We start from the raw sequence: 14366 nt of genomic DNA, 5'->3' as shown, positions 1-14366 counted from the left end.
GATGAGTCAGCAAACTCAAGCTAAGACATTTGAGGTGGAAGAAATTCGCAAGGATTTTCCAATTCTTAAGCGTAAGGTTAACGGCTATCCTTTGGTTTACCTGGATAATGCCGCTACCGGCCAGACACCTAAACAGGTGATGGATGCGATCGTGGATTACTATTCCAATTACAACGCAAATATTCATCGGGGTGTTCATGCGCTTTCACAGGAAGCGACAGATAAATATGAGCAGGCGAGGATCAAGATACAGAAGCATTTTAATGCTGAAAAAGCACACGAGATCATTTTCACCTCTGGAACCACCCATGGTATCAATCTGGTGGCTAATGGATTTTCTTCGATTCTAAAAGAAGGCGATGAGATCCTTGTTTCGGCGATGGAGCATCACTCCAATATCGTTCCGTGGCAGATGCTATGTGAAAAGACCGGGGCAAAGCTGAAAGTGATCCCTATGGATCTTAAAGGCGAGTTGGTTATTTCTAAGTTTGAGGAACTTTTGAATTCAAAAACCAGACTGGTGTTCCTCAACCATGTTTCCAATGCCCTTGGAACCGTAAACCCGATAAAAACTATTATCGATAAGGCCCACTCGGTCGATGCAGCAGTGCTAATAGACGGAGCCCAGGCGGCACCCCATATCAAAGCCGATGTTCAGGAACTGGATGTTGATTTTTACGTTGTTTCTGGTCATAAGATGTGCGGCCCAACAGGAGTAGGTGTGCTTTACGGGAAGGAAGAATGGCTGGAAAAATTGCCACCTTATCAGGGTGGAGGAGAGATGATCGCAACGGTTTCTTTTGAAAAGACCACCTATGCGGGCTTACCTCATAAATTTGAAGCCGGTACTCCCAATATTTGCGGAGGTATTGCTTTTGGTGCGGCCATTGATTATATGAATAAAATAGGCTTTACAGAAATTGCTGCCTATGAACAGGAACTTTTGGAATACGCTACCAAAAAGCTGAAAGAGATCGACGGCATGAAGATCTATGGGGAAGCGGCAGAAAAAACTGCGGTAATTTCCTTTAATATAGATGGCCTTCATCCGTATGACCTTGGGACACTCATGGATAAGATGGGAATTGCGGTAAGGACCGGTCACCACTGTGCCCAGCCAATCATGGATTTTTATAAAATACCGGGTACGGTAAGAGCTTCTTTTTCTTTCTATAATACTTTTAACGAAATAGATCTCTTTATTGAAGGAGTGAAAAAGGCTAAAATGATGTTGCAGTAACCGTTTTATCATTCACTTAAGCTATAAAAAGACTTAATAATATTTAAAAAAGGTACCATGTAGGTACCTTTTTTCGTAATATGTAGCAACAATTACTTGATCATGAAAACAACCTTTTTTGCTTTTTTATTATTCTTATTCACCTCAAAAACCTGTAGCAATCAGGTGCAGGATTCGGTCCAGTCGATCACCTATGAAACTTTTACCAGAGGTTCTGCCACCAGGTATGAGATAACATCCGGTCTCATGCAGGTGACTTCGACAGGAGTTAATAAATCTGAAAAATCTATAAAACTTTCTGAGCAACAATGGGCAGCATTGATCTCAAACCTCAAGGAGGTGAAGGTTTCTGAAATTAATCAATTGAAAGCACCCTCGGAAGGTAGAGCATCAGATGCGGCACTTCATGCGATATTAAGTATTCGTAAGAATGACACTATTTATAAGACTAATTCCTTCGATCACGGGAATGCACCTAAACCCATCAAACCATTGGTGCAAGCTATCCTAAGATTAGCAGAAAATGTTGAATAGCAGTACTTCTTATTGTACTTTTGCGTAAAATTAGTTTATGACGATTCAGGAAAAACAACAGGAGGTAGTAGAAGAATTTGAAATGTTCGAAGACTGGATGCAACGCTATGAATATATGATAGAGTTGGGCAAGTCATTACCTTTAATTGATGAAAAGTATAAAATAGACGAGAACCTGATTAAGGGTTGCCAGAGTAAAGTCTGGGTTCATGCCGAACTCGAAGGTGAAAAACTGGCTTTTACGGCAGATAGTGATGCCATTATAACCAAAGGTATCGTGGCCATACTTATAAGAGTATTTTCAAATCAGCATCCCGCAGAGATCATCGAGGCAGATACCAAATTCATCGACGAAATTGGATTGAAGGAGCACTTGTCGCCAACCCGCGCAAATGGTCTTGTGAGTATGATCAAACAATTAAAAATGTATGCAGTAGCATATCAAACCCAATTGAATTAAAATGGAACAGGAAATAAATACACAGGAATTAGGAGAGAAGATCGTAACGGTACTTAAAACGATCTATGATCCCGAGATTCCCGTAGATATATATGAGCTAGGGCTTATTTATGACGTGATGGTAAGTACAGATTATGATGTAAAGGTCCTAATGACACTTACTACCCCGAATTGCCCGGTTGCTGAAACTCTTCCTTTGGAAGTTGAAGAGAAAGTGAAATCACTGGATATGGTAAAAGATGCAGAAGTGGAGATTACTTTTGACCCGCCATGGAGCCAGGATTTGATGAGTGAAGGCGCTAAGCTGGAACTGGGATTACTTTAAAAAATTTTTATGGCGGAAGAGATTGTTAATCGTATCGCTCAAAGTAAACTTATAACCTTTAACCTGGAGGATTATTATCCCGAAGGTCAAAGGTTTCTTTTTGATTTGAGTCAATGGCTTTATGAAGGATTTGTTTTAAAAGAGAAAGATTTCAGGGAACAGGCAAAAATCCATGACTGGTCTCAATACCGGGATCAATACGTTGCTTTAAATTGTGCTACAGATGCTATTGTCCCGGCATGGGCCTATATGCTCATAGCAACCTATCTGGATCAATACGCTAAAAAAGTAGTTATTGGAAGCCTCGAAGATCTTGAAAGTCACCTTTATCAGGAGATTATTGACCGTATGGATGTTTCAGATCTCAAAGATAAACCGGTCATTATCAAAGGCTGCTCCCATAAACCAGTCCCGAAAAATGCTTATATTTTCCTGATCAAAAAACTTCAGCCTGTGGTTAAAAGCCTGATGTACGGTGAAGCTTGTTCATCTGTTCCTTTATATAAACAACCAAAAATTTAAATATGAAGAAAATTTTACTTTTTGCCTTTTCCTGTGTTTTCAGTGCAGGAATGGCTTATTCTCAGGAAGCTACAGAAAAGGATTCTATACCGCCAAATGGCTGGACCAGGGAAGGTAACATTCAATTATTATTTAACCAGTCTGCTTTCAATAAAGAATGGACGGGTGGAGGTACTTCCAGTATCGCCGGAAACCTTACTGTAGATTACCAATTCAATTACCGTAAAGATAAATTCACCTGGGATAACCGTATCATTGGAAATTATGGACTTACCAAGGTAAAGGATGATGAATTCGCCAGGAAAACAAGTGACCGGCTGGAATTAAATTCCATCGCCGGTAAGCAGATGCAGACTTCTAATTATTATTACTCCTGGTTTCTGAATTTTAGAACCCAGTTTGATAAAGGTTATACATTTAGCGAAGATCCAGATACGGGTAAAACTATTAGAACTGAAATCACAGATTTTCTGTCACCGGCCTATTTACAGACCGGCCCCGGGATCATGTGGAAAAAAAGTGATGATTTCGTGATTAACCTGGCTCCGGCTACAGCAAGATTTATTTTCGTGGACAAAGATTTTACAAGCGGGCCGGGATATGAGGATGGTGCTTATTTTGGGGTGGACGAAGGGAAATCGATGAGGTTTGAACTTGGTGCTGCTCTAAGCGCTTATTTAAACTATGAAGTACTTGAAAATGTGAATATGGAACATTCCCTGTCGCTTTATTCAAATTACCTTGATAAACCCGGAAACGTTGATATAGATTATCTGCTGAATCTCGAAATGGGAATCAACGATTATCTTTCAGCTAATTTCGTTTTTCAGGCCATCTATGATGATAATGCCGTGGGAGCATTCCAGATAAGGGAAGTATTTGGTTTGGGGATCAATTTCGGATTTTAGATAAAACCAATTCTATATAATGAAAAGGCCTGCTTTAAAGCGGGCCTTTTTCAGTTAAAATTTTGTTGAAGTATTTTCTGTATTCTATTGGTAGTATACTATTGATTACCTTTGTGCCTATGATTGAAAAGACCGATTTATCTTATGAAAGAACTGTTCTTATTGGTATAGTAACCAAAGATCAGGATCAGGAAAAACTGGAGGAATATCTGGATGAACTGGAGTTTCTTACCTATACTGCCGGTGGGGAAGTAATCAAAAGATTTTCACAGCGTATGGACCGCCCGGACCCCAAAACCTTTATTGGTTCGGGAAAGATGAATGATGTAAAAGAGTTTGCAGATGAGAATGATATAGGTGCCGTTATCTTTGATGATGAGCTTTCTCCCGCACAACAAAAGAATATTGAAAAGATCCTGAAGTGTAAGATACTGGACAGGACCGGTCTTATTCTGGATATTTTTGCGCAAAGAGCCAAGACTAGTTATGCCAGGACCCAGGTAGAATTGGCACAGTATGAATATTTATTGCCAAGACTTGCCGGGATGTGGACTCACCTTGAAAGACAGCGTGGTGGTATTGGTATGCGTGGTCCCGGTGAAACAGAGATCGAGACAGACCGTAGGATCGTTAGGGACAAGATATCCTTACTCAAGAAAAAACTTGAGACCATAGACCGGCAAATGGAAGTTCAGCGTGGAAACCGCGGTCAGTTGGTGCGGGTCGCATTAGTAGGATACACCAATGTTGGTAAGTCTACCCTTATGAACGTTATTAGTAAAAGTGATGTTTTTGCAGAGAACAAGCTCTTCGCCACACTGGATACAACAGTAAGAAAGGTCGTTATTCGCAATCTACCGTTCCTTCTTAGTGATACGGTAGGATTTATCAGGAAGTTACCCACGCAGCTGGTAGAGTCTTTTAAATCGACACTGGATGAGGTAAGGGAAGCAGATCTTCTTCTACATATTGTGGATATTTCTCATCCTAATTTTGAAGAGCACATAGATTCGGTTAACCAGATACTTACCGAGATTAAAAGCCTGGGTAAACCTACGATCATGGTTTTCAATAAGATCGATGCCTACCAGCCTGAAGTTATCGAGGAAGACGACCTTATCACCGAAAAGACGTCTGCGCATTATACTTTAAAGGAGTGGAAACGTACCTGGATGAATAAAGTTGGTGATGGGAATGCTTTGTTCATTTCAGCTTTGAATAAAGAGAATATGGAAGATTTCCGCAGAAAGGTATATGAAGCAGTACGGGAGATCCATATTACCAGGTTTCCATATAATAACTTCCTGTATCCCGAATATGACAAATACGGTGAAGAAAAAGAATAGGCTATTCAGGGTTTAGTGAAAATTGCCTTTATCTTCTTAAATTTATAGGAATCAAAAACTTATAGGTTATGAAGAAGCTTATAATAATTCCAATAATTTTAATTGCCAGTTTTGTATTCTCTCAATCTTTGGAAGGATCCTGGAAATTGATCGAAGAAAATGGTATGCCTGTAACCCAAAGGGAGGTGATAAGGATCTATCAGGATAATTATTTTGCTGAAGGCGCTAAAAATAAAGATACCAATGACTTTCTCTGGGCACTGGGCGGCGAATATAACACCGATGATTATTCGGCCACCTTTGATTTTAATACCAAAAATCCTGAATTGGTGGGAGAAACACAAAATCCCAAGTTAATTTTTGAATCTGAAGGTAAGATCACGATCAATAATGTGACCGGGGTGGAAGTATGGGAGAGAACTTCTGCTAACCAAAATGACCTAAGCGGTAATTGGGTTATAACGGGCATTAAAAGAAATGAAGAATTAAGAGAGATGCAACCCGGAGCCCGCAGGACGATTAAAATTCTTGGGGGAGACCGTTTTCAATGGGTGGCTTTTAATTCTGAAACCCGGGAATTTTTTGGATCTGGAGGCGGTTCTTATACCGCAGAAGATGGAAAATATATAGAGAATATTGACTTTTTCTCCAGAGATAAAGAAAGAGTAGGTGCGAGTCTCGAATTTGATTTTGAAGTAAAAGATGGTGAATGGCACCATTCCGGGAAAAGTTCCAAAGGAGACCCTATGTATGAGATCTGGTCCTCTTATGTACAAGCCTATACAAAGAACTAAGCTAGATACCCTTTGAAAATTCAAATTTCAGCTCCCTGATCAGCTTTTCTGAACTTATTTTTTTTCCAACTGACGGTTTGTTATGATCAAATTCTGGTGCAGGAAGGTTTCTTTCTTCAGCTATTCTGGTGTAGTAGCCTTCTTTTCCGGGGTGATCGGGGTGTACTACATTCCAGACTGAATTATCCTTACTTCTGTCCATAAGTTTGCAGATCGCAGCTATGCAGTCTTCCTGGTGCACGAGGTTTACCGGAGCAAAAGGATTCTGGATTCCAGATCTACCCGATAAATATTTCACCGGATGCCGTTCGGGACCTAAAAGTCCACCAAAGCGAATTACTGAAGCATTGAATTTTTCATTATTCAGAAAAAGAAGTTCAGTATTTCTCAATTGAATGGCAGTATCATCAGCATTATCGGTTTTTGAGTTTTCATCATAAACGGGAAAATCTGCCTTATCTTCATAAACAGAAGTTGAGCTGGTAAAGATCACCTTTTGCAAGTATGAATTTTCAATATAAGGGATGAGATTCTTGATCTTATTCACAAAACTCACCTCTGGATTTTTTCTCAATCCCGGTGGGACATCTACGACCAGGACATCTGCTCCTGAAAGAAAAGAACGAATATCACCCTGAATGCCTTTTTCAAAAAGCTTAATGGAATATGGTATGATCCCTGCCGATCTCACCTCCTGCATATTCTCCATTTTTGTAACCGAGCCTCGTACTTCGTGATTATTTGCACGCAGTTTTTTCGCCAGCTCCATTCCTAACCATCCACATCCTAAAATCGATATTCTCATTCTAATCTATTTTGATTGTCTTCTTCAAAATTGTTGCGTCGTTCAATACAAACGGCCTAGGTATCATGCCCTGGGGACGCTCTTTAACTTTTAGCTGTTCATTACCAATAAGATCATAAGCTGCTTCATAAAGTACAAATTCCGGTTGATCACCTTGTTCAAAACTGAATTCTATCCTCAAGGTATCCTGATTAGAAGCAGTGTAAGTTAGCAAACGTTCCTTCCATCTGCGCTTGAACATATGAAATTTATTTTCTCCCAGATAAATATCGTCTGCTTCCAGACCGTTCACTTTAAAACTTTTGAAATCAACATCTTTGATTTCAAATATTTCGATCTTATTTATAGGTCTTTTGGGAGCGATCTTCATGAGATAACTTCTATGATTCAGGCTATCCCGGCCTTTATCTTCTATGATAATACCCGGTTGAGAGATTTTGATCAAAGGCGCATCGGCTTTTTGAGTGAAGCCCGTTTTATATTTACTGTTAAAGATAGATTCGGTAGAAGAAGTACTTTTATCTTTTTCCTGGAAGTATTCTGCCGTCCAGTCGTCTATCACATTATCATATGAATACCAGTTAGCCGTGCCTTCGTCCAGGTCCTGGAGATATACCAGGCTATTGGGTTTGGGCCTTTCCGGGTTAAAGTCTGAATGAAAATGAGCGATAAATAAAAGCACATTAAAGATGAGAAAGCTAAGAACCGCGAATAATTTTAGTCTGCGGAAGTAGCCAAATAATGGAAGAAACAGGGAAAATAATAAACTCATAAATATACCTGTCACAAACAGCATTTTTAATCCTAATGCTACCGGGAGACTCCAGATAAAAGGAAGCAGGATAAAAATGGCAGGGCAGGATAAAATTACCATAAGGATACGGTTTGGTTGTTCGATACGGGTCATGACAAATAATTGCAATAACCCGAAATATACCGGGATGATGAAATAGGAAGCACCCGGAAGGTAAACCGCAATAAGGCTGCATATGAGTAACCAGAGTAATAGTGGTGCTACAAAAACCGAGGCAGTTCTCAAACTCCGTCTTAACAGATGATATATAATAAAGCACACCGCAAGACTCAGGAAAATAGCTAAAGCAATATACCAGTAACCATTATAGGTGAAGCCCTGTTCCATTTCAGAATATTCCGGATATATAAAAAGGCAGAATTTCCAGAATCCCCAAACTACCAATCCTGAAAAGATAATACTCAGGATAAGCGGTAAGAATCCCTTTAAAATACCCACAATATTGAGTGTTTCCCTGCGAATTCCATAGATTACCAGAGCCAGGAATATAATGAAGGCCAGGATAAGCATTGGATTTATCCAGTTAAAAGGATAACTCACAAATTCTCCAAAGGGCAGGCTAAAGTAAATAAGATCGCGATCACTCTTAAGATCGGTAATTTTTTCATTGCTGAAATAATGCAGTAAGGGCATCAAATAACTTCCCTGATGCGCTAAAGTCGTTTTGTTCAGGTTTTCCGGAAGGTCATTAGCGGTATGATAATTAAAATGGTTATCTATAAATGCAAAATTATACCCGTTAATATCTGCCTGTTCTCTTAAGACTGTTAAGTCTGTATCATTTGGAAGCATTTTGTAGATACTATAGGCCAGAGAATTGGTTACAGGAAACTGGGTCTGGGCGCTTTCGAAGGCTTCGATCAATCTCGCGTTTTTACCATTGGTTTCAAGAAGCATGAAGGGATTACCACTGCTACCCCTTGCTTCAAAATTCAGAGCCAGTTCCACATCTTCGGCCCAGGGATGATCTTCTATAAAAAGTTTTGCCCCATTAAGTCCTATTTCTTCCGCATCTGTAAAAAGCAGAATGATATCGTTTTGATGAACGCTGCCTTTCTCCAGGAAAGCCCTGATTCCTTCTAGAATAGTAGCTACTCCGCTCCCGGCATCACTTGCTCCATGGGATGAATGCATGGCAGAATCATAATGAGTCATTAAAACCATAGCCTTCCCGTTTCCGGTGCCCTCAATCCGGGAAAGAATATTCTGTGGTCTGGAAATTTCACCTTGTTTATTAAGGCTGTACCCTTCCTGGGTTTGGACTTCGAGGCCCATTTTCTGAAGCTCATCTACGATATAGTTCCTAACTATACTATGTTCTTTACTACCCACATAATGTGGTTTTTGGGCTATCTCTTCCACATGCTTAAAAGCACGGGAAGTCGAAAATTCTGTTAATGACAGGGTGTCATCAACTTTAAAATCGGGCTGGTCAAAATTAAAATTCAGCCAGACTGCAATAATGATAAGCAGAAAGGCAATAAAGCCAGAAAATCGGTTAGTCATGGATTGAGATTCAAAAGTCTTAAAGTTAAATAAGTTTTTCTTTTTCTGGCAAGTAAACTGCAGAAGTAGCTGCTAAACTAAAAATCCCTATATTTAAGTAGTTAGTAATCAAAAGTTTGAGATATGGGTATTAAAAGTTTTATGGGGAAGCGGGCAGAACCTGAAAAACCCGCAGAAGCGCCAATTCTGGTAAAGGATTACATGACCGAAAACCTGGTGACTTTCCGGGAAAATGAGAATATCATGGACGTGATGGAAAAGTTGATCAAACATGGAATTTCCGGGGGTTGTGTGGTTAACGAAAAAATGGAATTGCTTGGAATTATTTCAGAAGGAGATTGTATGAAGCAAATTTCAGACAGCCGTTATTACAATATGCCAATGAGTGACCTCACTGTTGGTAAACGAATGCATACCAATGTTGAAACCATAGATGGCAATATGAACGTTCTGGACGCTGCTAAGAAATTTATCGAGATGAAATTCCGTAGATTTCCAATTATTGAAGAAGGAAAACTGGTAGGACAAATTAGCCAGAGAGACGTTTTAAGAGCTGCGCTAAAGTTGAAAAGTCATAACTGGTATTATTAATAAAGGTAAAATGAAGAAATTATTAATTATAAATGCCCTGATCTGGGCGGTTGTCATAATGATTGCCTCGTGGCTATATAACGGGAGCGAGGAATATGTATATCTGCTGGGAGCTCTGGCGGTAGGATTTACGTTGCAAAATGGATTTACCTATAATTTTTTCAAAAGGTCCGTTTCAAAATAAATCTAGTTATCGTTTTTATTCATTTCAGCACGGCGCATGGGCATGGAATCTATAAGTCCAAATAGTTTATCGGTTCCAAGTATTTCAGATTGTCTTAACTTCACTCCACCGTCCAGTCCAATCAGGATGATCTCGAAATCCTCTTTAGATTTTTTCATTTCATAATATAGGCCGAAATCCTGCCATCCGGTCTCATTCGGAATTAAAGATCTAAACTTATTAGGCAAAGCATGGATAATGACCAGTTTTCTTTCCTGTAGTTCCTTTCCAGTAGCTTCAAATTCCCTTAGCTGTCCCACGAACTCCCGGGTGTTCTCTGTCTCAGAGAAAATGATGAGAAGCCGGTTTTTCCATTGATATTCAGCAAGCGATTGTGAGGTCATAAAATGAACAGGAATTAAAATAAGCGCTAAAATCAGCCTGTTTTTCATAATCCATAAGATAAGCATCTGCAGAGATCATCATTCTCAAAAAAAAGCTAATTCCGCTTCACCAGGGCATAAAAATCATTTTCCAGTTTCAGGTAGCCCTGATCATAGATGAAAAAATACTGGTTGCCCGACCTGGTATTGTAAACACTGGTAAAAAACTCAAAATTGAAACCCTTGGCCAGTAACTTGTTTCTGGGTACTGAAGTTTTACTTCCCGGGTTTAGTTCTTCCAGGATCCGGTGATTCCGGCGTAGCAAATTATTGGTATTCCTAATTAAATTACTTGTTTCCTTGTTCACCTTATTATGGTGAGTATTGCGACAATAATCGCTGCAAAATTTCTTGTCTGTTCTGCCTCGCAGCTTTTCCCCACATTCCGGACATTCTTTTTCCATAATCGAAAAATTGAAACCTGTAGGGAAGCCTGATTAATAAATGATCTATGAAAATACATAAATTTTATAAAAATCTGAAATTCAGAAGGTAACAAGCTTAATTTTTATGGGTATGAAAGCAGCTCGTTATTGTGGTAGTTGAAATAAGATACTTAAAATTCTTGGTGGCCGTTTGCCATCCTCATCAAACCATTCATCTAATCTAATCAAATTAAGACCTTGTTTGCTAGCAGAATCAATATATTCTGAAATATGATGAGTATATGTTTCAAGTTCTACAGACCCGTTTTTTGTCTCAAACCTGGCTTTAGAGCCAAGGTATTGTTTGAAGGGATGTAATTCAGAAATAAATAAATATCCGCCGGCTTTCATTTTTGCCAAAGATTCCTGAAAGATAAAGGACAGGTCCTTGAAATGCTCCAGTACTAAACTAAAAGTTAGCAAATCAAATTTTTCTGAAGTCCAGTTCCAGGGGTGGTTAAGGTCTGCCCTTGTAAAGCAGATTTTATCACCTGGGAACTTTTGCCGGGCCAATTGCAGCATTTCCCGCGAAAAATCAATTCCCAAAACTCTCCCGGCCCGGGTCTGAAACCATTCTGTATTTTTTCCTGTACCACAGCCTAATTCTAATACAGAGTCAAATCGTAGGTCGCCCAATACATTTTTGGTAATGCTTTTATCAAGATCACGGGTTTTATTTTCGTTTAGATCATAACTCGAAGACCAGCTGTCGTATGCTTTTTCAACACTCATTAAACTAAAAGTAAAATTAAGGTAAGAACGATCCCTCCAATGGTAAATAGGATCCCCTTTCTAAAAATCTGGGTGGAAGGAAGGAACATCCAAAAAGCCGATAATACAAAAAATAAGAGGCATACTCCAAAGATTATATTTAAGGCGAACAGTGGTTTTGTAGTATTAGCTTTATGTAATTTGGTAAAACTTTCCAGCACAACCGGCAGCATTTTTACTTTATATGTAGCTATTCCCGTTTTACGGTCTAAAACTCCCTGCTCAAAGTAGACACTATCTCCTTTTGTTCTATCAATTTTGAAATTTTTAATTTTCAAGGCTTTCCCTATTTGAGAATTGTTGAGATCCTTTTCGATTTTTTTCTCGACAGTTTTCTCCACTTTAAAAGTATCGGTATTTCTAAAGATCAGGACTATTCCACTTATAGCATACATGGCCATGATTCCGGCAAGGAAAAAGCCTAAATATCTGTGGTAGATCCTTACTTTATTGCTAATATTTCGATTATTCATTGAATTTGATTAAGGCTTTAAAAATAAGATATCACCCCGGAAATACGTGTAGTTATATAAATAATTATCCATTTTCAAATGCTTACAAACGAAAGTAAACGAAAGCAAATATTTTTGATACGACTCCAATTTTGTTTCTGATGCACATTTGTCTCGTTGAAATGAACTAATGATTTTCAGCTGCAAAAAATTCTATAGTTATGAGCACTTTAAGAAACACAGTACAATTGATTGGTCACGTAGGTAATGAGCCTGAGATCGTAAATCTTGAATCAGGTAAGAAACTGGCTAAATTTTCAGTGGCAACGAATGAAAGTTACAAGAACGCCAAGGGCGAAAAGATCACAGATACGCAATGGCATAATATTGTTGCCTGGGGAAAGACTGCAGATTTGATCGAGAACTATGTGCCGAAAGGAAAAGAAGTTGGTATTGAAGGTAAACTTACCAGCAGGAGCTATGAAGATAAAGACGGTGTAAAACGTTATATAACAGAAATAGTATGTCATGAGTTACTACTCCTTGGTAAATAAGAACAATTTCAATCCCGCCCTATAAGGGCGGGATTTTTTATTTATAGGGATTTCTTTAAATAAGATAAAGGAAAAAGAAAGGCAGCAGGATGAACAAAAGAAATGCCAGCCCTGTACTAAGAATAGAGAATAGTAATCTTAAGGGATCAAAATTATTATTTCGGAAGCTGAAATAAAGAAGGATTACAATAACGAAATAAATTAATGGATTAAATACAATGGGCAGTTTTAGTAGTATTAAACCAATAATTCCAATTAAGGTGGCATGTCCGACTACATATGAGCTCCCCGCCAGATGTTCAAAAAGGTTAAAACGATGAAAAAACATGCGGTTAGAGATACCAAGGCATAGAATGAAAAACAACCAGAAAAACTTAAGATTGCTCTTTATTAATTTACCTAATTTATATCCGGTATCGTAAACTTCCTTAATTGGAGAATTGTTCATTTCTGGAGATCCTAATTCAGAACCGATGTAAAGTTCCAAAAGAAGGTAAAGCGTGATAGAGAGGATGGCATAACTCACAGGGTTAAAAAAAGGCTTTCTTTTTCCTTTTATATAACCAGTGATCGTTTTCCCTGGTTTTCGGGATAAGCTAATAAAAGTCCTAACATACTGGTTGTCGGCATTTAGAATGCCTGGAAAACCAGTTCCAATATAGACCTGAAATTAATTTTACCGGCAAGGGAGTGTTGCCCACATCTAAGACAAAAATTCGCAGTGAATGGATTTTCACAATTTTGACAAACCATTCCTAAAAACGAATAAAGTAATTGGAATTAACAATAGTTACTTAAAAATAGATCTCCTGGGCCAGTCGGTAAGTATTGGCATGAGCCTCCAGAATCCGTTTAATATCGCAGGAGTAACCTCCGCCCATACTACATTGTACGGGTATTCCAAGATCATGGCAGGTTTGTAGTACATAACGGTCCCTTTCCTTGCAACCGGAAATACTGCAGGAAAGTTTTCCCAGCTTATCTGTTTCCAGGATATCCACACCGCAGAGATAAAAAATAAAGTCCGGCTCGGTTCTTTCGATAAGATCGGGTAGGGTAGACTTTAATTTTTTGAGATACTCTGCATCACCGGTGCCGTCTGCCAGTTCAAGGTCCAGGTCTGATCGTTCTTTTCTAAAAGGATAATTTCCCTTTCCATGCATGGAGAATGTAAAAACTGAATCATCGTTCTGAAAGATCTCTGCAGTACCATTTCCCTGATGTACATCCAGATCTACAATAAGAATTTTCCGGGCTAGCCCGTTTTCCTGCAAATACCTGGCGGCAATGGCCTGGTCATTTAGTAAACAAAATGCCTCAGCTCTGTTAGAGTAGGCATGATGAGTCCCGCCGGCAATATTCATGGAAATTCCATTTTCCAGAGCGTGGTGGCAGGACTTAATCGTCCCATCTGCAATTATCTGTTCCCTGTCCACCAGTTGCTGAGATAACGGAAAGCCAGATACCCGGATCTCTTTTTTCGTGAGCTCAAGATTTTTCAGGCGATTAAAATAATCCTCCTCATGAACTTTCAGAATATGGGAACTATCTGGGAAATGGGGTTGAAAGAAATTTACCTCACCACAGGTGCCTTCGTGAATCAATTGTTTTGGCAGTAGATCATACTTCTCCATAGGGAATCTATGACCTTCCGGGAGAGGATGTTTATAGATGGGGTGAAAGGCAATTTTAAGCATGAATTTGAAATACCTG

General features: G+C 39.0%; 19 protein-coding genes. 11 read left to right on the top strand and 8 right to left on the bottom strand.

What is annotated here, in order from left to right; translation table 11 throughout:
• The first annotated feature begins 1 nt into the window (after position 1).
• From FGM01_RS04910 to FGM01_RS04875, 8 genes are all read left to right on the top strand, one after another.
• Positions 2-1240 carry an aminotransferase class V-fold PLP-dependent enzyme gene (locus FGM01_RS04910; protein WP_143410005.1) on the top strand — a complete coding sequence of 413 codons (1239 nt, stop codon included), beginning with the start codon at positions 2-4 and terminating at the stop codon, positions 1238-1240.
• A gap of 102 nt (positions 1241-1342) precedes the next feature.
• Positions 1343-1774 (top strand): hypothetical protein, encoded by a 432-nt coding sequence (locus tag FGM01_RS04905; RefSeq protein WP_143410004.1) that lies wholly within the window; start codon positions 1343-1345, stop codon positions 1772-1774.
• Between the two features lie 37 nt (positions 1775-1811).
• Entirely contained in the window at positions 1812-2234 is a 423-nt protein-coding gene (locus tag FGM01_RS04900; protein ID WP_143410003.1) for a SufE family protein, read from the top strand.
• Position 2235: 1 nt separating this feature from the next.
• Positions 2236-2559 (top strand): iron-sulfur cluster assembly protein, encoded by a 324-nt coding sequence (locus FGM01_RS04895; RefSeq protein ID WP_143410002.1) that lies wholly within the window; start codon positions 2236-2238, stop codon positions 2557-2559.
• Between the two features lie 9 nt (positions 2560-2568).
• Positions 2569-3081 (top strand): DUF2480 family protein, encoded by a 513-nt coding sequence (locus FGM01_RS04890; RefSeq protein ID WP_143410001.1) that lies wholly within the window; start codon positions 2569-2571, stop codon positions 3079-3081.
• A gap of 2 nt (positions 3082-3083) precedes the next feature.
• The gene (locus tag FGM01_RS04885) at positions 3084-3989 is read left to right on the top strand and encodes a DUF3078 domain-containing protein (protein ID WP_143410000.1); all 906 of its coding nucleotides are present in this window, start codon (positions 3084-3086) and stop codon (positions 3987-3989) included.
• 119 nt (positions 3990-4108) lie between these two features.
• On the top strand, positions 4109-5335 hold the full coding sequence (gene hflX, locus FGM01_RS04880; protein WP_143410346.1) for a GTPase HflX: 1227 nt from the start codon (positions 4109-4111) through the stop codon (positions 5333-5335).
• Between the two features lie 68 nt (positions 5336-5403).
• A complete protein-coding gene (locus tag FGM01_RS04875) occupies positions 5404-6129 on the top strand; it encodes a hypothetical protein (RefSeq protein WP_143409999.1) in 726 nt (241 codons plus the stop codon).
• A 1-nt stretch (position 6130) separates the two neighbouring features.
• Here the strand turns inward: FGM01_RS04875 and FGM01_RS04870 are convergent, their stop codons facing one another.
• Together FGM01_RS04870 and FGM01_RS04865 are read right to left on the bottom strand one after the other, a co-directional pair.
• Entirely contained in the window at positions 6131-6934 is an 804-nt protein-coding gene (locus tag FGM01_RS04870) for a Rossmann-fold NAD(P)-binding domain-containing protein (RefSeq protein WP_143409998.1), read from the bottom strand.
• A gap of 1 nt (position 6935) precedes the next feature.
• Positions 6936-9254, bottom strand: a complete 2319-nt coding sequence (locus FGM01_RS04865; RefSeq protein WP_143409997.1) for a M20/M25/M40 family metallo-hydrolase — start codon at positions 9252-9254, stop codon at positions 6936-6938.
• Positions 9255-9377: 123 nt separating this feature from the next.
• On the opposite strand from FGM01_RS04865, the gene FGM01_RS04860 reads away from it, so the two are divergent.
• Complete coding sequence (locus tag FGM01_RS04860) at positions 9378-9845, top strand: CBS domain-containing protein (protein WP_143409996.1); 468 nt, start codon at positions 9378-9380, stop codon at positions 9843-9845.
• Positions 9846-9855: 10 nt separating this feature from the next.
• Positions 9856-10029, top strand: a complete 174-nt coding sequence (locus FGM01_RS14515; protein ID WP_166435191.1) for a hypothetical protein — start codon at positions 9856-9858, stop codon at positions 10027-10029.
• Between the two features lie 2 nt (positions 10030-10031).
• Here FGM01_RS14515 and FGM01_RS04855 read toward each other — a convergent pair whose 3' ends face one another.
• From FGM01_RS04855 to FGM01_RS04840, 4 genes are all read right to left on the bottom strand, one after another.
• Positions 10032-10460, bottom strand: coding sequence for a DUF4174 domain-containing protein (locus FGM01_RS04855; protein WP_166435190.1), 429 nt, complete (start codon positions 10458-10460; stop codon positions 10032-10034).
• A 47-nt stretch (positions 10461-10507) separates the two neighbouring features.
• Positions 10508-10855 (bottom strand): hypothetical protein, encoded by a 348-nt coding sequence (locus tag FGM01_RS04850; RefSeq protein WP_143409994.1) that lies wholly within the window; start codon positions 10853-10855, stop codon positions 10508-10510.
• Between the two features lie 126 nt (positions 10856-10981).
• Positions 10982-11608, bottom strand: coding sequence for a class I SAM-dependent DNA methyltransferase (locus tag FGM01_RS04845; protein WP_143409993.1), 627 nt, complete (start codon positions 11606-11608; stop codon positions 10982-10984).
• Positions 11608-12120 (bottom strand): PepSY domain-containing protein, encoded by a 513-nt coding sequence (locus FGM01_RS04840; RefSeq protein WP_143409992.1) that lies wholly within the window; start codon positions 12118-12120, stop codon positions 11608-11610. The genes FGM01_RS04845 and FGM01_RS04840 overlap by 1 nt, the downstream gene beginning before the upstream one ends.
• Positions 12121-12320: 200 nt before the next feature.
• Here FGM01_RS04840 and FGM01_RS04835 point away from each other — a divergent pair, with 200 nt between their 5' ends.
• Positions 12321-12653, top strand: coding sequence for a single-stranded DNA-binding protein (locus FGM01_RS04835; protein WP_143409991.1), 333 nt, complete (start codon positions 12321-12323; stop codon positions 12651-12653).
• A gap of 55 nt (positions 12654-12708) precedes the next feature.
• Here the strand turns inward: FGM01_RS04835 and FGM01_RS14700 are convergent, their stop codons facing one another.
• Together FGM01_RS14700 and FGM01_RS04825 are read right to left on the bottom strand one after the other, a co-directional pair.
• Positions 12709-13290: a DUF3667 domain-containing protein gene (locus tag FGM01_RS14700; protein WP_423738346.1), complete on the bottom strand. Its 582-nt coding sequence runs from the start codon at positions 13288-13290 to the stop codon at positions 12709-12711.
• 157 nt (positions 13291-13447) lie between these two features.
• Positions 13448-14350, bottom strand: a complete 903-nt coding sequence (locus FGM01_RS04825) for a histone deacetylase family protein (protein WP_143409990.1) — start codon at positions 14348-14350, stop codon at positions 13448-13450.
• Positions 14351-14366 lie beyond the last annotated feature (16 nt).

This window comes from Christiangramia sabulilitoris (assembly GCF_007050985.1).
Taxonomy (GTDB): domain Bacteria; phylum Bacteroidota; class Bacteroidia; order Flavobacteriales; family Flavobacteriaceae; genus Christiangramia; species Christiangramia sabulilitoris.
This window is presented reverse-complemented; position numbering and strand designations above follow the sequence as displayed.